This is a genomic window from Nakamurella sp. PAMC28650 (genome assembly GCF_014303395.1).
GTDB lineage: Bacteria > Actinomycetota > Actinomycetes > Mycobacteriales > Nakamurellaceae > Nakamurella.
In genome coordinates this window covers 4,978,252-4,999,222 of sequence record NZ_CP060298.1, presented here as the reverse complement: position 1 = coordinate 4,999,222, position 20,971 = coordinate 4,978,252, and the positions used below count along the sequence as shown (strand labels likewise).

At 69.6% G+C, this 20,971-nt stretch carries 21 protein-coding genes; 16 read left to right on the top strand and 5 right to left on the bottom strand.

Annotation, left to right across the window (positions count from 1 at the left end):
* Positions 1-68 precede the first annotated feature (68 nt).
* The 6 genes from H7F38_RS22700 (at position 69) to dapC (ending at position 6,033) form a co-directional block, all read left to right on the top strand.
* On the top strand, positions 69-1,898 hold the full coding sequence (locus tag H7F38_RS22700; protein WP_187091884.1) for an ABC transporter ATP-binding protein: 1,830 nt from the start codon (positions 69-71) through the stop codon (positions 1,896-1,898).
* A 2-nt stretch (positions 1,899-1,900) separates the two neighbouring features.
* Positions 1,901-3,109: an MFS transporter gene (locus H7F38_RS22695; RefSeq protein ID WP_222618272.1), complete on the top strand. Its 1,209-nt coding sequence runs from the start codon at positions 1,901-1,903 to the stop codon at positions 3,107-3,109.
* Between the two features lie 17 nt (positions 3,110-3,126).
* On the top strand, positions 3,127-3,966 hold the full coding sequence (gene mshB, locus H7F38_RS22690) for an N-acetyl-1-D-myo-inositol-2-amino-2-deoxy-alpha-D-glucopyranoside deacetylase (RefSeq protein WP_187091883.1): 840 nt from the start codon (positions 3,127-3,129) through the stop codon (positions 3,964-3,966).
* Positions 3,963-4,472 carry a hypothetical protein gene (locus H7F38_RS22685; RefSeq protein ID WP_187091882.1) on the top strand — a complete coding sequence of 170 codons (510 nt, stop codon included), beginning with the start codon at positions 3,963-3,965 and terminating at the stop codon, positions 4,470-4,472. The genes mshB and H7F38_RS22685 overlap by 4 nt, the downstream gene beginning before the upstream one ends.
* 96 nt (positions 4,473-4,568) lie before the next feature.
* A complete protein-coding gene (fdxA, locus tag H7F38_RS22680; protein ID WP_187091881.1) occupies positions 4,569-4,895 on the top strand; it encodes a ferredoxin in 327 nt (108 codons plus the stop codon).
* A gap of 34 nt (positions 4,896-4,929) precedes the next feature.
* On the top strand, positions 4,930-6,033 hold the full coding sequence (gene dapC / locus H7F38_RS22675; protein WP_187091880.1) for a succinyldiaminopimelate transaminase: 1,104 nt from the start codon (positions 4,930-4,932) through the stop codon (positions 6,031-6,033).
* A 118-nt stretch (positions 6,034-6,151) separates the two neighbouring features.
* Here the strand turns inward: dapC and H7F38_RS22670 are convergent, their stop codons facing one another.
* The 4 genes from H7F38_RS22670 to H7F38_RS22655 form a co-directional block, all read right to left on the bottom strand.
* Positions 6,152-7,099 carry a CHAD domain-containing protein gene (locus tag H7F38_RS22670; RefSeq protein ID WP_187091879.1) on the bottom strand — a complete coding sequence of 316 codons (948 nt, stop codon included), beginning with the start codon at positions 7,097-7,099 and terminating at the stop codon, positions 6,152-6,154.
* Between the two features lie 140 nt (positions 7,100-7,239).
* A complete protein-coding gene (locus tag H7F38_RS22665) occupies positions 7,240-8,118 on the bottom strand; it encodes a hypothetical protein (protein WP_187091878.1) in 879 nt (292 codons plus the stop codon).
* Between the two features lie 259 nt (positions 8,119-8,377).
* Positions 8,378-9,346: a 2,3,4,5-tetrahydropyridine-2,6-dicarboxylate N-succinyltransferase gene (gene dapD, locus H7F38_RS22660; RefSeq protein WP_187091877.1), complete on the bottom strand. Its 969-nt coding sequence runs from the start codon at positions 9,344-9,346 to the stop codon at positions 8,378-8,380.
* Between the two features lie 150 nt (positions 9,347-9,496).
* On the bottom strand, positions 9,497-10,441 hold the full coding sequence (locus H7F38_RS22655; RefSeq protein WP_187091876.1) for a hypothetical protein: 945 nt from the start codon (positions 10,439-10,441) through the stop codon (positions 9,497-9,499).
* Between the two features lie 100 nt (positions 10,442-10,541).
* Between H7F38_RS22655 and dapE the strand changes: the two genes are divergently transcribed.
* Positions 10,542-11,600 carry a succinyl-diaminopimelate desuccinylase gene (gene dapE, locus H7F38_RS22650; RefSeq protein WP_187091875.1) on the top strand — a complete coding sequence of 353 codons (1,059 nt, stop codon included), beginning with the start codon at positions 10,542-10,544 and terminating at the stop codon, positions 11,598-11,600.
* A gap of 54 nt (positions 11,601-11,654) precedes the next feature.
* Here the strand turns inward: dapE and H7F38_RS22645 are convergent, their stop codons facing one another.
* Complete coding sequence (locus H7F38_RS22645) at positions 11,655-12,299, bottom strand: GPR1/FUN34/YaaH family transporter (RefSeq protein WP_187091874.1); 645 nt, start codon at positions 12,297-12,299, stop codon at positions 11,655-11,657.
* 285 nt (positions 12,300-12,584) lie between these two features.
* Between H7F38_RS22645 and H7F38_RS22640 the strand changes: the two genes are divergently transcribed.
* The 9 genes from H7F38_RS22640 (at position 12,585) to H7F38_RS22600 (ending at position 20,971) form a co-directional block, all read left to right on the top strand.
* Complete coding sequence (locus H7F38_RS22640) at positions 12,585-13,370, top strand: TIGR00730 family Rossman fold protein (RefSeq protein WP_222618271.1); 786 nt, start codon at positions 12,585-12,587, stop codon at positions 13,368-13,370.
* 319 nt (positions 13,371-13,689) lie between these two features.
* The gene (gene aroC, locus H7F38_RS22635; RefSeq protein ID WP_187091873.1) at positions 13,690-14,919 is read left to right on the top strand and encodes a chorismate synthase; all 1,230 of its coding nucleotides are present in this window, start codon (positions 13,690-13,692) and stop codon (positions 14,917-14,919) included.
* Positions 14,920-14,997: 78 nt separating this feature from the next.
* Positions 14,998-15,618 (top strand): shikimate kinase, encoded by a 621-nt coding sequence (locus H7F38_RS22630; protein WP_187091872.1) that lies wholly within the window; start codon positions 14,998-15,000, stop codon positions 15,616-15,618.
* Complete coding sequence (gene aroB / locus H7F38_RS22625; protein WP_187091871.1) at positions 15,615-16,730, top strand: 3-dehydroquinate synthase; 1,116 nt, start codon at positions 15,615-15,617, stop codon at positions 16,728-16,730. The genes H7F38_RS22630 and aroB overlap by 4 nt, the downstream gene beginning before the upstream one ends.
* Before the next feature lie 176 nt (positions 16,731-16,906).
* Positions 16,907-17,392 carry a type II 3-dehydroquinate dehydratase gene (aroQ, locus tag H7F38_RS22620; RefSeq protein ID WP_187091870.1) on the top strand — a complete coding sequence of 162 codons (486 nt, stop codon included), beginning with the start codon at positions 16,907-16,909 and terminating at the stop codon, positions 17,390-17,392.
* A gap of 307 nt (positions 17,393-17,699) precedes the next feature.
* A complete protein-coding gene (efp, locus tag H7F38_RS22615; RefSeq protein WP_187091869.1) occupies positions 17,700-18,263 on the top strand; it encodes an elongation factor P in 564 nt (187 codons plus the stop codon).
* A gap of 57 nt (positions 18,264-18,320) precedes the next feature.
* Complete coding sequence (gene nusB / locus H7F38_RS22610; RefSeq protein WP_187091868.1) at positions 18,321-18,737, top strand: transcription antitermination factor NusB; 417 nt, start codon at positions 18,321-18,323, stop codon at positions 18,735-18,737.
* A gap of 117 nt (positions 18,738-18,854) precedes the next feature.
* Entirely contained in the window at positions 18,855-20,117 is a 1,263-nt protein-coding gene (locus tag H7F38_RS22605) for an acyltransferase (RefSeq protein ID WP_187091867.1), read from the top strand.
* Complete coding sequence (locus H7F38_RS22600) at positions 20,114-20,971, top strand: SGNH hydrolase domain-containing protein (protein ID WP_187091866.1); 858 nt, start codon at positions 20,114-20,116, stop codon at positions 20,969-20,971. The genes H7F38_RS22605 and H7F38_RS22600 overlap by 4 nt, the downstream gene beginning before the upstream one ends.

The following is a 20,971-nucleotide window of genomic DNA, read 5'->3' as shown; positions in this document are numbered from 1 at the left end:
TATCGACCCGGCCGCCCGTTCGGGACGACCCGTCGCAGATCCAGGAACCACACATCGAGAAGGGCACCATGACCCACGCTGAGATCCCTGTCGACCCGAGTGGGTCCGGACAGGTCGCCCCCGTTCTTTCCGTCGACGATCTGGACATCGACTTCTGGGTCGACGGCACCTGGTACCCGGCCGTCGAACAGGCAAGCTTCAAGCTCTTCCCCGGCGAAGTGCTGGCCATCGTCGGTGAATCAGGGTCGGGCAAGTCGACGATCGCGATGTCGATCATGGGCCTGCTGCCGAAGAACTCCCACGTGGAGGGCTCGATCAAGCTGGGTCAGCGGGAGCTGGTCGGCGCGTCCCAGCGTGCCTTCAGGGCCATCCGGGGCAAAGAGGTCTCGGTGATCTTCCAGGAGCCGATGACTGCGCTGAATCCGGTGTACACCATCGGTTTCCAGATCATGGAGATGTTGCGCACCCACCAGGCGATGGCCCCGTCGCAGGCCCGCAAGAGGGCCATCGAGCTGCTGACGATGGTCGAGATCCCGGACCCGGAGCGGCGCGTCGACGCCTACCCGCACCAGTTGTCCGGTGGTCAACGGCAGCGCGCCATGATCGCGCAGTCGCTCGCGATGGATCCGCGCCTGCTGATCGCCGACGAGCCGACCACCGCCCTCGACGTCACGGTCCAGGCCGAGGTGCTCAAGCTGATGCGCGACCTGAAGGACCGGCTGGACGCGTCCATCATCCTGATCACCCACGACATGGGGGTGGTGGCCGACATGGCCACCCGGATCATCGTGATGAAGGAAGGAAGGATCGTCGAGACCGGCACCGCGAGGGAGATTTTCCGTCATCCCCAGCAGGCCTACACCCGCCAGTTGCTGGAGGCCGTCCCCCACCTCGGTTCGGTGGTCGCGACCGAGGGCGTCGAGGTCGCCTCCCACCTGGCCGACGCACTCGACGGCGCAGCGCCGACCTCCAGCACGCACACCACCCCGGTCGAGGTCGACAAGCTGCGCAGGGCAACCGCTCCCGCGGGAGTGCCGCTCGTGGTCGACCTGGTCGACGTGGCGGTCGAGTATCCACGGCGAGGTCGTACGCCGGCGTTCCGGGCCGTCGACGACTTCACCCTGGCCATCGGTCAGGGCGAGGTCGTCGGCCTGGTGGGTGAGTCCGGGTCCGGCAAGACCACGATCGGGCGCGCCATCGTCGGACTGCTGCCGTTCGTGGAGGGGTCCGCCTCGGTGGTCGGGACGAACATGGTCAATGCCAGGGAGTCCGATCTGCGGACCGTCCGGAACGACGTGAGTTTCGTGTTCCAGGATCCGGGTTCGTCGCTGAACCCGAGACTTCCGGTCGGCGAGTCGATCGGTGAGCCGCTGCTGCTGCGCAAGGTCGTGAAGGGCAAGAAGGCGCTGTCGGCCCGTGTCGAGGCGTTGCTGGACCAGGTCCAGCTGCCGCGCGCCCTGCGGAACCGTTATCCCCACGAGCTTTCCGGCGGTCAACGTCAGCGTGTCGGTATCGCCAGAGCGCTGGCGCTGAGTCCCAAGCTGCTGATCGCCGACGAGCCGACGTCGGCGCTCGATGTGTCGGTCCAGGCCAAGGTGCTGGACCTATTCCAGGAACTGCAGCGGGACCAGGGCTTCGCCTGCCTGTTCGTCTCGCACGACCTCGCGGTGGTGGAGATCCTGGCCCGCCGCATCGTCGTCATGCACCACGGGAAGTTGGTCGAAATGGGGACCAGGGAGCAGATCCTGTCGAACCCGCTCGACGACTACACGAAGCGACTCCTGGCCGCCGTACCGGTGCCGGATCCCGACGAGCAGGCCATCCGGCGCGAACAGCGGGACAAACTGCTGGCGGCCGGCGTCGGTGTGGAGCCGGACGAATTCGAGGTCTTCGCCTGACGTTGCTCCCGCCGGCGGGGGGCGGTTCCTCGCTCTGGCGGCTGCCGGGGATGCGCAGCCAGGGCTACCTCTGCGTCCTCGCGTTCACCAGCTTCTTCCTGACGCTGTCGTCTCTTCCGCTGTACTCGATCGCGATCGGGACGTCGACCGGCGCGGCCGGACTGGTGACCACCGTGATGCTGGTCAGCACGGTGGCCGCCCAGACGCTGGTGCCCGCGGCGGTGTCCCGGTGGGGGCTGCTCCGGGTGCTCGGCGCCGGTCTCGTCCTGCTGGGCGCGCCGGCCCCGCTCTACGTGATCGAGCACCAGTTCTGGTGGGTGCTCCTGGTCTCGGCGGTCCGCGGGCTCGGCTTCGCGGTGATCACCGTGCTGATGCCGCTGGTGGCCAGCGCGATGGTGCCGGCCGGGCGGCAGGGCGAGGCGATCGGGATCTACGGCCTGGCGATTGCCGTTCCGAACCTGCTCGGGGTGCCGATCGGGGTCGCGCTGACCTCGGCGGGAGAATTCCGCTGGGTTGCGATTGCCTCTGCTGCACCGCTTCTCGCACTGCCACTGCTCCGGCCGATCGGCCGTGCGATGCTGCCGCGCGGTGTGGGGGTGGGAGTAGGGGTGGGTGCCGGCGTGGGCGCCGGCGCCGAACCGACGCGGGCGGACGCGTCCGGTGCCGTGCGCGCCATCGCGGGTGTCACCCTGGTCCTGCTGGTCGTCACGCTCTCCGGTGGTGGCGTGCTGACCTTCCTGCCGGTCGTGCGCTCGTCCGGCCGGCTCGCGACGGTCGCGCTGCTGCTGTTCGGGGCCGCCGGTGCGCTGAGCCGATGGCGGGCCGGGGCACTGTCGGACCGGTGGGGGAGCAGGGTGTTGCTCCCCACCGCCGTGATCGTGGCGGCCGGCGGGATGACCCTGCTCGCGATGGGGCTGGCGTTGCCGTCGACCGTGGTGCTGCTGATCGGCGCGGTCGTGCTGGGCGCCGGGCTGGGCGCGGTGCAGAACGTCACACTGCTGGTGGCCTTCCGCCGGGCGGGACCGGCGAAACAGACCACGGCCAGCGCCGTCTGGAACGCCGCCTACGACTCCGGGACCGCCATCGGCGCGCTGGTCGTCGGTCTGGTGGCGGCCGGTGGGCCAGGGTTCTCCTGGACCTTCGCCGGTTGCGCCGTGCTGATCCTCGCCACCCTGCCGCTGGCGATGACGGCCACCCGGTCACTGCGCTGACGCCTACCCTTGGCCCCATGCCCCTGCGCCGACTCCTGGCGGTCCACGCCCATCCCGACGACGAGTCGATCACGATGGGCGGAACGCTCGCCCGCTGCGCCGCCGAAGGCGTCGTTGTGACCCTGGTGACCGCCACCCTCGGCGAGGAGGGCGAGGTGATCGGCGACGAACTGCAGGGTCTGACGGCCGCCCACGCCGACCAGCTGGGCGGCTACCGGTACACCGAACTGCGCACTGCCTGCGCCGCGCTGGGAGTGGCCGACCGGCGGCTGCTCGGCGGGATCGGGGCTCATCGCGACTCCGGCATGGTGGGGACGGGATCGGCCGCCCATCCACGGGCGTTCGTCAGGGCCAGGACGGGTGGTCCTGATCACGACAGCGCCGTCCGCGAGTTGGTCGCCGTGATCGACGAGGTCCGGCCGGACGTGCTGCTGACCTACGACGCGGACGGCGGCTACGGCCACCCCGACCACCTCGCCGCTCACGAGATCTCGGTCGCCGCGGCAGCCGGTCGGGTACCGCGGGTGCTGGCCGCCGTCCGGCCGGGTGCGGCTGTGGTGGCGGCTCTGGCTGCGCTGGCTGTCCCCGACGGATACCGGCCCGCGGCGCCGGCGGATCTGGGCTACCTGGCTCCGCCGGAGGAGATCTGCGTGGCCGTCGACGTCAGCGGGTGGGAGGGGGATCGGCGCCGCGCCCTGGCCGCCCACGCCACCCAGATCGAGCTGATCGACGGTGGTTTCGCGCTGTCCAACCGGATTGCCCAGCCGACCTCGACCGTCGAGTACTTCAAGCTGCTGTCCGGTGTGCCGCTGCCCGCCGGCCACCTGGCCGGCGACGTCTTCGCAGGTCTGACGTGACCGGTCCGGGCCACCCGGCCCCGGCGCTCGACTGGGTGCTGGTCGTGCTGCTCGCGTTGCTGTCCGGTGGGATCGCGGTGTTCGGGGTCTTCTTCCTGCCGGTCTACGCCGGGTCCACACCACTGCCGCTGGTGATCGTCGCCGTCGGGATCGGGCTGGCGGTCATCCCGAGGGTCGGCTACCGCCTGACCGGTCAGCTCTTCGCCGCGTTCCTGCCGGTGATGGTCTGGTTCGCGGTGACGGTCGGGCTCTTCCTGGCGACCAACGGGCTCTACCTCGGTGTCCCGGTCGCCTGGCAGGGTTGGCAGTTCGCGCTGTTGGTGGGCGTCGGGGCGCTCTCGGCTGCGGCGTCCGTCGGCCTGCTGTGGGGAGATCACCTGCGCGCCCAGATCCATGCGCGGGCGCTGCCGTCCCCGGCCGTGACGGGTTCGGATGGGACTACTCAGCCTGGGGCGGCGGCGGAGGCGGTACGAAAGCGGCCCGGCGACGGGGGATACTGGTCGTGATCGCGGCGTCAACCCGACCGTTCCACCTCTTCCGAACCACCTGATGCTCGTCGTCGATATTTCAGTGACCAGTACAACCTCGCGTGGAGACCAGCCGTGACCTATGTGATTGCCGAACCCTGTGTCGATGTCCTCGACCGGGCGTGTGTCGAGGAGTGTCCGGTCGACTGCATCTACGAAGGCGACCGGATGCTCTACATCCACCCCGACGAGTGCGTCGACTGCGGCGCCTGCGAGCCGGTCTGCCCGGTGGAGGCGATCTTCTACGAGGACGACGTCCCCGCGGCCTGGAACGAGTACACCAGGGCCAACGTCGACTTCTTCAACGATCTCGGATCTCCGGGCGGTGCCTCGAAGATCGGCAAGACCGGGACCGATGATCCGTTCATCACCGCGCTGCCGCCGATGGCGGAGGGAAACTGACGGCATCGCCGGCGACCGAAGGCGAACGAACGGCATGAGGCGAACCAGCCCCGGTGGTCGACTGCCCCAGTTCCCGTGGGACCAGTTGGCCGGAGCCGGTCAGCTGGCCCGCCGACACCCGCAGGGCCTGGTCGATCTGTCGGTGGGCACCCCGGTCGACCACGTCCCGGGCCCGGTGCGAGCGGCCCTGGCCGACAACTCCAACGCTCCCGGGTACCCGACGGTGCACGGCACCGCCGAACTCCGGTTGGCCTACTCGCGCTGGCTGGACCGCAGCCACGGCATCGCCGACATCGACCCGATGGCCGTCCTGCCGACGATCGGTTCCAAAGAACTCGTGGCCTCGTTGCCGTCCCAGCTGGGAATCGGGCCGCAGGACACCGTGGTGATCCCGGAGATCGGTTATCCGACCTACGAGGTCGGGGCCCTGCTCGCGGGGGCGCGAATCGTGAGGGCGGACGGCCTGACGGCTCTCGGGCCCGAGCGACCGGCGATGATCTGGCTGAACTCACCGTCGAACCCGACGGGCAAGGTGCTCTCGGCCGAGCATCTGGCCAAGGTGGTCACCTGGGCCCGCGCCCGCGGCACCGTCGTCGTCTCCGACGAGTGCTACCTGGATCTCGGTTGGGACTCCACGCCGCTGTCGATCCTGCACCCGGAGATCTCCGGCGGGGATCTCACCGGACTCCTTGCGGTGCACTCGCTCTCCAAACGGTCGAACATGGCCGGCTACCGGGCCGGGTTCGTCTCCGGCGACCCCGAACTGATCGGCGACCTGCTGGCGCTGCGCCGGCACATCGGCCTGATGCTGCCCACGCCGATCCAGGCTGCTGCGGCGGCCGCTCTCGACGACGACGGACACGTGATGGCGCAGCGGGCCCGCTACGGGCAGCGCCGGGCGAAGTTGATGGCCGCCTTCGAGGGCGCCGGCTTCACGGTCGGGAACTCCGAGGCCGGGCTCTACCTGTGGTGCACCAGGAACGAGCCGGCGATGGAGTCGGTCGACTGGCTCGCCGGGCACGGCATCCTGGTCGCTCCTGGATCGTTCTACGGCCCGGCGGGTTCCGCGCACATCCGGGTCGCCTTCACCGCGACCGACGAGCGCGTCGACAGCGCGGTGGCCCGGCTCGCCGGCTGAGCCTGGCTCCTGGGCGACTGCGCGGCCGAACTCGTCGGCTCCTGGCGCACCAGTGCGACGCGGGCGTAGTTGATCCGCGCGGGTGCATTGATCCGCGGGGGCAGTTGATCCGCGCTGGTCAGTACGGCGGGTAGGCGGTTTTCGCGGCCCTGGCCACGGCTTTCCATGCTGCCGGATAGGCGGCCCTGGCCTGACGTTTCCGCTGCCGGCCACCCTCGATGACGCGGCCCGCGGCGATCGCCGCGGCAGCATCGCCGGAGGCGGTCACCATCGCGCGCAGCTGGTCCTCGAGGACACTGGCGTCCTGGTGGTCACCGAGCACCTCCTGGAAATCGGCCAGCGCGCCGAGGAAGTCGGCGATCGGCGCTGACTTCTCCTGCAGTTCGGCGGTGTAGCGGGCCCGCTTGCCCAAAATGCGCAGCGCGTGCAGGTCGTCGTCGGGCGGATCACCTCCGAACCGCCGGACCAGGCGGCCGTTGGCCTTGGCCAGCTTGTCGAATTCCGCGGCGCCGCGCTCCGCGAGATCGGCCCACGGATCGGCGACCGGCGGCCGGGCGATCGCCCGGTCCAACTCGGTCAGCAACAACTGGTAGGCGGGCTCGTCGAGCTGGGCGATCAACGCCTTGCGGGAGGCGGTGCGGTGGGCATCGAGCGAGCCGATCAACTTCTCCAGCGCGGCGGTATCCCGATCCCCCAGGGCAGCCGCCTCGGAGTGCATCCGGTCGATCATCACGTCGAGATCCCTGACCTCGCCGAGGGCGTCGGCCAGATCGGCCAGATCGACCCGGAGACGGTCGGCCGCCGCCGGGTCCAGGGCCGGACGGGCCGCCTTGAGGTACGCGCGGATCCGGCGGGTAGCGACCCGCATCTGGTGCACGCTCTCCAGATCGCCGCCCTGCCGGCTGCCGGACTCGTGGTGCCGGATCGCTGACGTTGCCTTCTCCAGCACGGTGGACAGCGCGTCGGCGATATCGGTCGGGATCAGCCCGGGACGCCGTGGCGCCGGCCGCGGCGGGGCCAGGGCAGGAGGTGGCTCGACCGGTGATTCTCCGCTGGGCGTTGGCACGTCCGCGATTATCCCGTATCCACCTGCACCCGGCGTGAAGCGGCACCGGGGCGGACGCTGCGGGTGGCAGCGCCCTCCCTGATGGGCGTGGGCGTGGGCGTGGGCGCGGATCCGGTGAGGGAGAGAACGAATGCGAACGATCAGCAGCTGCTGCTCGTCATCGCGGCCGGTGCCAGGTCGGACGGAACCCTCGCCGCGGCTCTGGCCCCCACCGCTGCCGGGGTGTGTCCGAATTGCGAGTTCCAGAGCAGGAAGCCCCCTTCCTGCGCGTACAACGAAACTCTGCCGGTGTCCCAGGCTAGGAGGAGCTCGGGCCAGTAGGAGCATGTCCTGGCACATTTGGACGATGCCGTATTCGTCGAGAAATACGTGTGGGTGTTGTCCATGACGACGAAGTCCAGGTTTCTGAGTGTCGCCGCATAGGCATGACGGTGGCCACTGGTCCCGGAATTCCACACCACCTTGCTGACGAAGTGGCTGACCAGATTCCCGTCCGGCTGCATCACCAGTTCCGCTGTGGAACCGGCGTAGGAAAAACCTCCCACGAGCGAGTAGATGTTGCTCGGGAGCCGACCGGAGCTGCGGTAGAGGACCGTTGCCGATCTCGTCAGCACGGCGAGCCGGCCCGACCGGTCGATCACCAGCACCCGGTTGGACGGGTCGGAGACGCTGGACGTTCCGGTGTTGAAGACCGCGTGATGTGCCTTGTCGTAGACGACGGCATTACCATCGGATTGAAAGATGAAATAGGCACCACGACCGGCGGTGTGGCTGTCCCACACCGGTGTTGATGTCGGCGTGTACGTCAACACCAGGTTGCCGTCGCCCTGCATCTGCAGTCGCAGTCCGCTCATGGAGTCGGTGAAGGACTGCCCGGCGTTCAGGATCCTGGGTGGGACCGGAGCGTAGTTGGCGGGTAGGTCACCCGCGCAGGCCGATGCGTTCGGCGACCCGGCGATCTGCAGCACCAACGCGGCGGCGATGGTACTGATGACGGTGGCAAATCTGATCAGGCGCATGGCAGTTCCATTCGGGTGTGGGCCGGACCCGGCGTCGATATCTTGCGCGTGATGCCGAGCAGGCAATGGGTCCGAGGGGGAATGTGCGGCTGACCGGCCGGTCACCTCCTGGACTCCGCCGGGGCGGTGCTGGTTGTCCACTCCGTATCACGAATGGGCCAAGATTTGGGGGCTTGTCGTCGAAGCCGGTTTTCCGGCAGCGTTACCCGGCGGATCGTCGCCGGGGACCGGTTGCCGAACGCCGACTGCCCCTCACCGGTCAGTGTGTGTGCAGCACCGCGTTCAGGCCGCCCCAGGAACCGGTGCGCGGCACCGCCTCCACCCCGCCGGACAGCGAATTGCGGCGGAACAGCAGCCCGGACACGCCCATCAGTTCCCGGGCCTTGAGGACCGTCGACGCGCCGTCGGCCAGCAGCGTGAGTTTGGTGCCGGCCGTCAGGTAGAGACCCGATTCGACGACGCAGTCGTCGCCGAGCGAGATGCCCACCCCGGAGTTCGCGCCGAGCAGGCACCCGCTGCCGATGGTGATCTGCTCCTTGCCGCCGCCAGATAACGTACCCATGATCGAGGCGCCGCCGCCGATGTCGCTGCCGTCACCGACGATGACGCCCTGCGAGATCCGGCCCTCCACCATCGAAGTTCCGATGGTGCCGGCGTTGAAGTTGCAGAAGCCCTCGTGCATCACGGTGGTGCCGGAGGCGAGATGCGCACCGAGGCGCACCCGGTCGGCGTCGGCGATCCGCACCCCGGACGGGACGACGTAGTCGGTCATCCGGGGGAACTTGTCGACGCCGTAGACCGACAGGCGGAGGCCGGCCACGGCGGCGTTGAGGCGAACCTGCTCGATGCAGTCCACGCTGACCGGGCCGAGCGAGGTCCAGACGTTGTTCGGCAGGAGCGCGAAGATCCCGTCCAGATTGATCGAACGGGGCAGTACCAGCCGGGTGGACAGCAGGTGCAGTCGCAGGTAGGCGTCGGCGGTGTCGACGGGCGGGTCGTCGAGCGAATCGATGGTGGTGGTCACCGGTTCCAGATCGACATCCCGCAGGGCGTCGTGGCGGGCCGCCGCCGACAGGTCCGGTTGCCCGGCGGCAGCCACGTCGTCGGTGAGCAGAGCCGGTGCGGGATACCAGACGTCGAGCACCACGCCCTCGGCGGTGCGGGTGGCGAGACCGACGCCATGGGCACCGATGGCGGATACGGCGGGGGCGGCGGGCGTCGGCGTCATGGTGACAGAGCCTATTCGAGTCGTCCGTCGGACGGGTCCCGGCCCGTTCCGTTCCACGCGCCGGCTCAGCCCGCGGTGAGGCTCGGCCCTCGGTGAGGCTCGGCCCGCGGTGAGGCTCGGCCCGCGGTGAGGCTCGGCCCGCGGTGAGGCTCAGCCCGCGGTGAGGGTCACCTGACCGGCGGGCGTCGGGGTGGTCGTCGTGGCCCACGCGTGGGCGGTCCAGCCCTGGGCCTCCACCGCGACCTCGGTGATGGTGAATCCCGTGGCGTGGGCGACGGCCCAAGCCGCCAGCGCGCGTCCGGCCTGACCGGAAGTGACGCCGGGGGCGGTCACCGTCACCACCGCGGTGCTGCCGATCAACCGCACCAACGTCAGGCCGCCGAGTTCGGCCTGGGCGGCGGCCAGGACCGACGAGAGCAGGGCCGGGGCCGCGGCGGCGCCGGCCAGGGCCTTCCTCGCGGGAGCGTCGGCCGTGGGGGCCTGGGCGCCGGCGGTGCAGGTGACCTCGAGCGGATCGGCCCCGCCCAGGGCGATGGCCAACGTCGTGGCCTGACCCTCCCACTTGGCGTACGCGTCCGGAAATCCCGAGTACTGCACGGACTGCGCCGCTCTGGTGAGCGACATCTCCGGCCAGCCCTGCACCTTCTCGAGGGCGTCGTAGAACTTGCCCGCGGCGTAGACGGGATCCATGATCTGCGCGGGCCGGCCCCACCCCTGCGACGGTCGCTGCTGGAACAGTCCGAGCGAGTCACGGTCACCGCTGGGCAGGTTCCGCAGGCCGGACTCCTGGAAGGCCGTGGCCAGTGCGATGATCCTGGCCCGCTGGGGCAACCCGCGGGACATCCCGACCGCGTTGATCGTGGAGGCGTGCTGCAACTGGACCGCGCTCAGGTAGACCGGCACCGCAGTCGCGGACGCCGTGCCGGCCACCGATGCCGCGCCGGCCGCGGACGGCCCCGCCGCGGGCACCGTGCACTCGGAGGTGGCGACCTGGTTGCCGGACGAGCCCAGCGCGCGCACGCCGACGACGACGGCTGCCACCAGGATCGCGACCAGGGCGACGGCGGCCAGGGTCCAGGCGATCGGCTTGCGCACCCGCTCAACCTACTGGGCCGCGTGTGGGTCCCCGGTTGGCCGACGGGCACTCACCGGTGCACCATCGGTTTCCGGTCGGGCCTGGCTACGATGCTCAGTCATGCCCACCCTGGATCTGTCCGCCGACCCCGCCGACCTCACCCGGACGCTGGTGGACATCCCGTCGGTCTCCGGAACAGAAGGACCGATTGCCGACGCCATCGAGTCGGCGCTACGGTCGATCGGCCGCTTCGAGGTGGTCCGGCTGGGCAATTCGGTGCTGGCCAGGACCGCGCTGGGGCGTCCGACGAGAGTGCTGCTGGCCGGTCACATCGACACCGTTCCGATCGCCGACAACGTGCCGTCGCGCCTGGACGGCGATGCCCTGCACGGCTGCGGGACGACCGACATGAAGTCCGGCGACGCGATGCTCCTACATCTGGCCGCCACCCTCGACAACCCCTCCCGTGACCTGACCCTAGTGTTCTACGAGTGCGAGGAGATCGAGCACGACCGCAATGGTCTGACGCGGATCGAGCGTGAGTTGCCGCAGTGGCTGGTGGCGGATCTCGCCATTCTCGGGGAGCCGACCAACGGGCAGGTCGAGGCCGGCTGCCAGGGTACGGCCGCGGTGGCCGTCACCACCCGCGGCCGGCGTGCGCACGCGGCCAGGTCGTGGTTGGGCGAGAATGCGATCCACGGAGCCGCGGAGGTACTGAACCGCCTGCGGGCCTTCGAGTCCCGGTCCGTGGACATCGACGGATGCCGGTACCGCGAAGGCCTCAATGCGGTCGGCATCAGCGGTGGCGTGGCCTCGAACGTCATTCCCGACGAATGCGTGGTGAAGGTCAACTTCCGCTTCGCTCCCGACCGGGACGCCGGCGATGCCATCAGGCTCCTGGAGGAGTTGTTCGACGGTTTCGAGGTCGAGGTGCTGGATGTGGCCGCCGGCGCGCTGCCGGGTCTGTCGGCTCCGGCGGCCGCGGAATTCGTGGCGGCCGCCGGAGGTGTGGCAGTGGCGAAGTTCGGGTGGACCGACGTCGCCCGGTTCGCCGCACTCGGCATTCCCGCGGTCAACTACGGGCCGGGCGACCCGTCGCTGGCCCACACCCGTGAGGAGTGGGTGTCCCGCCGACAGATCCAGGAGATGACGCAGGTACTCCGGACGTTCCTGGGCTGAGACCCGATGGGGCGTCAGGGGTACTGCGCCGTCAGATCGGTACCGGACGTCAGGTCAGTGCTGGATCGGGGTACCGAGCGGCAGCGCGGTGCCGCCGGTGGTCTGCACGCACGCATCGACGAACAGATAGGCGCCGACGGCGGCGAAGGCCAGCGCCAGGTAGCCGCCCAGGTGTCCCATCCCGGTGGACGCGTTCGCCGTCGCCAGCAGGGTGGCCAGCAGCGACAGGTCGATCAGCACGAAGACTGCGGTGAAGGCGAGCGGCAGACGCAGGGTGCCGATCGTCAGGAGCACGATGACCACCAGCCAGGAGATCAGGAACAATTCGACCGTCGAGGTCACGTCCGTCGCTGCGATGGCGAACCAGTCGTGGGTCAGGCCCAGGATGAGGGCCGCGTAGCTGAACCAGAAACCGGCGAAGATGGCGAAGATCCCGGCCACCGCGCTCTGTCCCAGCGACATGGCCCAGACCGCCGCGAGCAGCGTGCCGAGCCCGGTGGCGGCCAGGATGATCGCCAACGGTGCGCCGCCCCCGGCCGCCGAGACGAATCCGACCTGTTGCAACCCAAGGGCAATCGAACCGACGACGAACAGTGGGATGCCGATGACGGCCGGGTTGCCGACCGGCGCGGCCGCCTCGGGGGGAGCGGTGGGAGCGGGCTGGAGATCAACCTGGGCGGGCGTGATGGTCGCAGTCATTTCTTCTGACTCCTGTCGTAGCACGGTGGGTGGCGGCTCAGCGTTGAGCGACGCCGGACGGCCTGAGCCGATGGCGTTGACACGTCACAGCTCTGACCTGAACAGGAAGCTGTCGACGGCCACGTCGTATCGCAGATCACACCTCATGACTGATCCGGGGTCTGTCTCTTTCTGAGACAGAGCTGCGTAAATAGCCTTCTTGTCGGGGACGTCGCTCAGGTGTAGCCAAGTCGGTCCGCCGGCCGGACGGGGATCCGGTGGGACCGACGCCCTACTGTTGCGGGCGTGACGAACGACGAACCGCCAGTGGCCGCCGACAACCGCGAGCCCCTCGGGGAGAAGCACCGGGGCCCGGTGGTGCTGCGCGGCGAGCAGAGCCGCAGCACCAGTACGACCGACCAGCGACTGCTGGATTCACGCGGACCGACGGACTGGGTGCATACCGACCCGTGGCGCGTGATGCGCATCCAGGCGGAGTTCGTCGAGGGGTTCGGGGCGTTGGCGGGGCTGCCGCGGGCCGTCACCGTCTTCGGAAGCGCGAGGACCAAGCCCGACCATCCCGACTACGCCAAGGCGATGCAGATCGGCGGCGCACTGGCCGAAGAGGGTTTCGCCGTCATGACCGGTGGCGGTCCGGGGATCATGGAGGCCGCCAACCGCGGGGCGAAGGAAGCCGGCGGCATGTCGATCGGCCTCGGCATCGAGCTGCCGTTCGAGCAGGGCATCAACCAGTACGTCGATCTGGGCATCAACTTCCGCTACTTCTTCGCGCGCAAGACGATGTTCGTGAAGTATTCGCAGGCCTTCGTCTGCCTGCCCGGTGGGTTCGGCACCCTGGACGAGTTGTTCGAGGCGCTGACCCTGGTGCAGACGAAGAAGGTCACCAAGTTCCCGGTGGTGCTCTTCGGGTCGGAGTACTGGGGCGGGCTGGTCGACTGGATCTCCCGGTCGGTGGCCGGGGCCGGCAACATCGGCATCCCGGATCTCGCGCTGATCCACGTCACCGACGACGTCGACGACATGATCAGCGTGGTCCACGACGCCTACGCCGCCTGGGTCGCCGCTCACTGACCCGCCCCGCCCGCGCAAGCTGCGTTGATCCGCGCGGGCCGAGTTGATCCGCGCGACCCCGGACCCCGGACCCCGGACCCCGTCGCGCTGATCAACTTCGCCGGCGCTCATGATCGGGTTGACTCGCGTCCCTCACGTCCCAAAGGCGGCAAGTTGATCAGCGCGGGCGATGTTGATCAGCGCGGCAGAGACCGTGCCCTGCCCGGCGCCCGTCGGGGGGAAGCCGCGCGCCTGCTGCACCTGCTGCGCCTGCTGCGCCTGCAGCGCCGGGAAGCCACGTGGGGGAAGGGGACGGCCCGGCCGTGGAAGAATAGGAGGTGTGTTGCGCTGGATCACCGCAGGGGAATCACATGGACCTGCCCTCGTCGCCGTTCTGGAGGGACTGCCTGCCGGTGTACCGGTAGCCAGCCCCGACATCGCCCTGCAACTGGCCAGGCGCCGCCTCGGCTACGGTCGCGGCGCCCGGATGAAGTTCGAACAGGACGTGGTCTCGCTGCTCGGCGGGGTGCGGCACGGCGTCACCCTCGGCGGCCCGATCGCGGTGCAGATCGGCAACACCGAGTGGCCCAAGTGGGAACAGATCATGTCCCCGGACCCGGTGGACGCCGACGTGCTCGCCGGCCTGGCCCGCAACGCCCCGCTGACCCGTCCGCGACCTGGCCACGCCGATCTCGCGGGGATGCAGAAGTACGGCTTCGACGACGCCCGTCCGGTGCTGGAACGTGCCTCCGCCCGTGAGACGGCTGCGAGGGTCGCGCTGGGCACCATCGCCCAGCACTTCCTCCGCGAGGTGCTCGGTGCCGAGGTGATCTCGCACGTCGTGTCCATCGGTGACGCGGACGCGGTGCCGGGGCCGCTGCCCACCCCCGACGACCGCGGGCGCATCGACGAGTCGCCGGTCCGTGCGCTGGACCAGCGGTCCACCGATGCCCTCGTCGCCGAGATCGAGGCGGCCAAGGCCGACGGCGACACCCTCGGCGGCGTCGTCGAGGTACTGGTCTACGGTCTTCCGCCCGGGCTCGGTTCCTTCGTGCACGGTGACCGCAAACTCGATGCGCGACTGGCGGCGGCGCTGATGGGCATCCAGGCCATCAAGGGCGTCGAGATCGGTGACGGCTTCGCCACCGCCCGCCGTCGTGGTTCGCTGGCCCATGACGAAATCGACCCGCGTCATCCCGGCGTCACCCGCCGCTCCAACCGGGCCGGCGGTATCGAGGGCGGTATGACGAACGGCGAGATCCTCCGGGTCCGCGCCGCCATGAAACCGATCTCCACCGTGCCCCGGGCCCTGGCCACCCTCGACGTCGTCACCGGCGATCCGGCCGTGGCGATCCACCAGCGCAGTGACGTCTGTGCGGTCCCGGCCGCCGGTGTGGTGGCAGAGGCGATGGTTGCGCTCGTGGTGGCGGACGCCGTGGTGGAGAAGTTCGGTGGCGACTCCGTCACCGAGGTCCGGCGGAACGTGGCCGGCTACCTCGCGACCCTGGCGGACACCCTTCCGATCCCTGCCGACCCGGGCACAGCGGGTACCGCCGCGGCTGCGTCCTGAGTCGATGACGGCCCAGCGCGGTACCTGCCGAAGCCCGGTGCCCTGCGCCCGGTGTCGTCCCATGGCCGGGTGTCCGAGATGACGCCGCATCCCGGGCCCGGCAGCGCCGCCGACCGGGCCAAGGCCGTCGCCCACCGCGCCGCCGCCGAACGGGGAGAGAGTGCTGCCCCGAGCGCGCCGAGCGCCCCGCGACCGGCCGTCGTGTTGATCGGACCCCCAGGTTCCGGAAAGTCGACCGTCGGGGCCGCAATCGGCCGATTGACCGGACTACCGTTGCGGGACACCGACTCCGACATCGAGCGCCAAGCGGGCAGGAGCATTCCGGAGATCTTCATCCAGGATGGGGAACCGGTGTTCAGGGCGATGGAGCGGGCGGCCGTCGCCGTCGGGCTCGCCGAGCATTCCGGGGTGCTCGCTCTGGGTGGCGGAGCGATTCTGGCCGCCGAGACCCGCGCCCTGCTGGCCGGACACCAGGTGATCTTTCTCAGCCTTTCGATGCCGACCGGTGTCCGCCGCACGGGTCTGGCGGTCAACCGCCCGCTGCTGGCCGGCGTCAATCCCCGGGCCACCTACAAGGCCCTGCTGGACGCCCGTATCCCGCTCTACCGCGAGATCGCCCGTCACGAAGTGGAAACCGACAATCTCAGCGTGGCCGAGGTCGCGCGGATCATCATCGAGAAGCTGGAGTTGACGCAGTGAGCGAGCCGGTCGTCGTCACCGTCAGGAGTACGTCGCCCTACGACGTGACGATCGGCGCCGGGCTGCTCGACGAGCTCGTCGCCGCGGCCAAGGACACCGGACGGACGCGCCGCGCGGCCCTGGTGCACGCGCCGACCCTGGCCCGGACGGCCGACGCGATCCGTGACGCGCTGCAGGCCGAGGGGATCGACACCCACCTGTTGGAGGTACCGGACGCCGAGGACGCGAAATCCCTGGAGGTCCTGGGGTTCTGCTGGGACGTCTTCGGCGAGATCGGTATCGAGCGTGGCGATCTGGTGATCGGTCTGGGTGGCGGCAGCGTCACCGACCTGGCCGGTTTCGCCGCGGCCACCTGGATGCGCGGCGTCCGGCTCATCAACGTGCCGACCACGCTGCTGGCGATGGTCGATGCGGCGGTCGGCGGGAAGACCGGGATCAACACCGGCGCCGGCAAGAACATGGTGGGCTCCTTCTACGAGCCGGCCGCGGTGATCGTCGACCTCGCGACGCTGGAGTCGTTGCCGCGCAACGAGTTGGTCGCCGGGATGGCCGAGGTGATCAAGTGCGGTTTCATCGCCGACCCGGAGATCCTGACGATCATCGAATCGGATGTCGCCGCCGCCGTCGATCCCGCCGGACCACAGTTGGCCGAACTGGTCCGGCGTGCGGTCGCGGTCAAGGCGGAGGTGGTCGCAGCGGATCTGAAGGAAGCAGATCTGCGCGAGATCCTCAACTACGGGCACACTCTGGCCCACGCGATCGAGAAGCGGGAGAAGTTCCGCTGGCGTCACGGGGCCGCGGTGTCGGTCGGAATGGTCTTCGCGGCCGAACTGGCCCGCGCCGCCGGGCGGCTGGACGACGTCACCGCCGACCGTCATCTCGAGGTGTTGCACGCACTCGGTCTGCCCACCACCTATGACCCCGATGCGCTGGGGGAGTTGGTGAAGATCATGGGATCAGACAAGAAGACCCGGTCGGGCATGCTCCGGTTCGTGGTGCTGGACGGGCTGGCGCGGCCCGGACGGCTGGCCGGGCCGGACCCTTCGCTGCTGGCCGCGGCCTACTCGGTGATCGCAGGCCGTCCGAAGGGGCCCGGGGTCGTCTCGCTGTGAGCGCGAGGTCCGACCGGGGCGCACGACAGGCCCCCGACAGAGGCGCACGACCGCACCCGAGAGCACGGCACGGCACAGCACGGCACAGCACGGCAGGGCACACCACGGCACAGCAGGGCACACCACGGTAGGGCACAGCACGCCAGGGTCGGACGACAACGGTCGAGAGGGTGGCAATGACGAAGGTTCTGGTGCTCAACGGGGTCAATCTCGGTCGCCTCGGCTCCCGGGAACCGCAGGTCTACGGCGCGACCACCCACGCGCAGCTGTCCGCCGGACTGATCGACCGTGGGCACGAGCTGGGTCTGGACGTCGAGGTGCGGCAGACCGACGACGAGGCGGTGATGATCGGCTGGCTGCACGAGGCCGCTGATTCCTCGACCCCGGTGGTACTGAACCCGGCGGCCTGGTCGCACTACTCGATCGCGCTCCGCGACGCCGTGTCCCAACGGACCGCCGATCTCGTCGAGGTACACATCAGCAACGTGCACACCCGCGAGGAGTTCCGGCACCGGTCGGTGATCTCCGCGGTCGCCACCGGGGTGATCGCCGGGCTCGGGGTGACCGGTTACGAGCTCGCCCTGCGCTTCCTGCACGACACCCTGGCCGCGAGCCGGGCGGCTGCAACCGGTTCCACCTCCGACCCGGAGGCCGCGGAGTGAGTGCTTCGCCAAGCGCCGGGCGGCCCGGCCCGGCCGGTCGCGGCGGGTATCATCAGGCCGGACGCGTCTGATCGCCGAACCGGGCTGTACCTCCCGGACTGTGGCGGTCTGCGCATCCAGGACAGCGGAGCGGTTCGCGAACCGGACTCACCAGAGCCCGGCTACGAAGTGCTCACCCTGACTCTCCCGTGATGTGATCGCCCTGCAGCTGCGGCCCGACGAGGGGCGTTGCCCGGCCGTCCAGGTCGGGTCGTCGGATCCCGCCGGCCGCGCCAGCAGCAGACGAACAAGCGAAAGGCACCACCTCATGGCTTCCACCAGCGACTTCAAGAACGGCCTCGTCCTCAACCTGGAGGGCGTGCTCTGGACCATCACCGAGTTCCAGCACGTCAAGCCGGGCAAGGGGCCGGCCTTCGTCCGCACCACGCTGAAGAACGTGATGACGGGCAAGGTCGTCGACAAGACGTTCAACGCCGGTATCAAGGTCGATTCCGCGACCGTCGACAAGCGCGACATGACGTTCCTCTACAAGGACGGCTCCGACTTCGTGTTCATGGACAAGGACACCTACGACCAGATCAACGTGACCGCGCCGGTCGTCGGATCCGTGGCCGACTACCTCCTGGAGAACCAGGAGGCCATGGTGGCCACCCACGACGGCGTCGTGCTGTTCGTCGAGCTCCCGGCCTCGGTCGAGCTCCTCGTGGCCCACACCGATCCCGGTCTGCAGGGAGACCGCTCCACGGGCGGCACCAAGCCGGCCAGGCTGGAGACGGGCGCCGAGATCAACGTCCCGCTGTTCCTGAACACCGGAGACAAGATCAAGGTCGACACCCGCGACGGTCGCTACCTCGGCCGGGTCAACAGCTGACGTGAGCCCTACTCCCTCGAAATCGCAGTCGGGCCGTCAGCTCCGGTCGGCCCTCTGATGTCGGCACGGTCGAAATCCCGCAAACGCGCGCTGGACGTGCTCTACGCCGCGGACGCCCGGAACAGCGATCCCCTGGACGTGCTGACCGAACGGATCGACTCGGAGGAGGCCGCGCCGCTCGGCGAGTACGCCGAGACACTGGTGCGCGGTTACGCCGAGCACGCCCAGCGGATCGACGACCTGCTCGGCGAGCACGCCGAGGGCTGGACCCTCGATCGGATGCCCGCCGTCGACCGCGCGATCCTGCGGATCGCCGTGTACGAGCTGGTCTACTCGCCCGACGTTCCGGCCGCGGTCGCCGTCGACGAGGCCGTCGAGATGGCCAAGACGCTTTCCACCGACAATTCGCCGAGGTTCATCAACGGGGTGCTCGGCCAGATCCTGACGATTGCCCCGCAGCTCCGCCGCGTCTGAGGGCATCGCGTCCGCAATGCACGGGGCTCTGGGTGATCGGTCGTGATCCGGCGTGAGCGGCGTCGGCCGCCTTGGGGCCCCGGCCCGCCCGCATCGCCCACCGGCGAGGACGTCTACGTGACGATCGCAAGGACGATCGCAAGGACGTCCGCCGCCGGGTCGGGGCCGGATCCCGGCGCGATCGGCCGGCTGGAGTATCGGCCGGGTCTGGACGGCCTGCGGACCGTCGCTGTCTTCCTCGTGCTCGGCTTCCACGCCGGCCTGTCGCAGCTCACCGGGGGATTCCTCGGGGTCGACGTCTTCTTCGTGTTGTCCGGCTACCTGGTGACCAGGCTGCTCGTGGGCGATCTGGCCACCGGACGGTTCCGTCTGCTCGATTTCTACAGCCGCCGCATCCGCCGCCTGCTACCTGCGGCGCTGACGGTACTGGCCGTCGTCTCGCTGCTCTGGTTGCTGGTCGCGTCCCCGGTGGACCGGCAGAGCATCCTGCCGGACGTCAGGTCTGCGGCGCTGTACTACTCGAACTGGCACTTCGCGGCCCAGGCGACGGACTATTTCGCGATCAACGCCGACCCTTCCCCGGTGCTGCATTTCTGGTCGCTCTCGGTGGAGGAGCAGTTCTACCTGGGCTGGCCGCTCCTGGTCCTGCTCGTCTGGATCGCCCGTCGCCGCCGCCTGCGGGCAGCCCTGGTCACCATGACGGTTGTCGCCGGGGTGCTGGCGGCCGCGAGCCTGGTCGCCCTGCTCCTGACGCTGCGCGCGCATCAGCCCGACCTCGCCTACTACGGCACCGACTCCCGCGTCTACCAGCTGCTGGGCGGCGCCATCCTCGGGATCGGTGTCCAGGCGTGGCGGTGGGCGGTGCCGGCCAGAGCCACCGGGCGGCTCGCCGCCGGCCTCCAGACGGTGGCGCTGCTGACACTGGGCGTGCTGGTGACGCCCTGGTTCGACCTCGACCCGTCGATCCGCGGCATCGGCGCGGCGGTCGCCACGATCGCTCTGCTGTGGGCGTTGGAGTCCGGCCCGGACCGTGGTCCGTCGCGCGTCCTGAGCACCGCACCGATGGTCTACCTCGGTCGGATCTCCTACGCCATCTACCTCTGGCACTACCCGGTGATCGTGCTGTTGCGGCGTTTCCTGGAGATCGATCCGGTCGTGCTGTTCGTCGTCTCGGGGGTACTGTCCACCGCCCTGGCCGCGCTGAGCCAGAGAGCCCTGGAACTGCCCGTCCGCCGCAGTGTCCGGTTGGCCGGAAGGCGCCGGACGGTCGTCTTCTCGGGCGTCCTGCTCAGCGTCGTCGGGGCACTCGTGATCTTTCCCCTGGCCCTGCGACGAACCACTCCTCCGGTGGTCAGGGCGTCGGCTCCGGGACGGGCGTGACGGCCCCCGGCGACCGCATCCCGATGGCCGGTGTCGACCTCGCGCAAGCCTCGACGGTGCCGGCAGGAGCGCCTGGCAGCGGCCTGCTGACGAAGGACACCACCTGCACTGTCGTTCCGGTCTCGCAGTGCATCGTCGTGCACGGCAGCGGCGCCAGGGTGCTGGTCATCGGCGACTCGCACGCCATCATGCTGATCGCGACCTTCCGTCAGGTGGCGGTCGACGAGAACTGGACGCTGGCCCTCGCCGCGCTGACCGCCTGCCCATGGGCGATCGGGTTGTCGTTCACCCAGAGCCCCCCGGGTGCCTGCACCGACGCGAAGAAGATCTGGTACTCCACCGTCGTCCGCGACTTCGACCCCGACCTGATCATCCTTGTCTCCCGGGCGACGGATCACCTCCCGGGCGCGGAGTACTCGGTGAAGTCGGTGGACCCGTCGGTGACCGGTTCCACCCAGTCGCAGCTCCTCATCAGTGCCGACACCCGGACGCTGAAGAAGTTGTCCGACGAGGGACGGAAGGTGGCCGTCTTCGAGCCGGTCCCGGTGTCACCGGTGAACAGCCGATCGTGTCTGAGTGCCGCCCGGTACGCCGACGAGTGCTCGTTCCGGACCGATCCCCACCCGTCGCCGACCGATCTGGCCCTGCGGTCCGCCGCGCGGACCATGCCCGGCATCCACGATGTCGACATCGGGTCGGTGGCCTGCCCGCGGTTCCCGCTGTGCGATGCGATGCTCGGTGGCACGGTGGTGCGGATCGACCACGACCATTTCACGTGCCGGTTCGCCGCCGGCATCGCCGAACAGGTCGATGTTCTGCTCCGCGGGGCCGGGGCGATCGGCACCCGGGGTTGA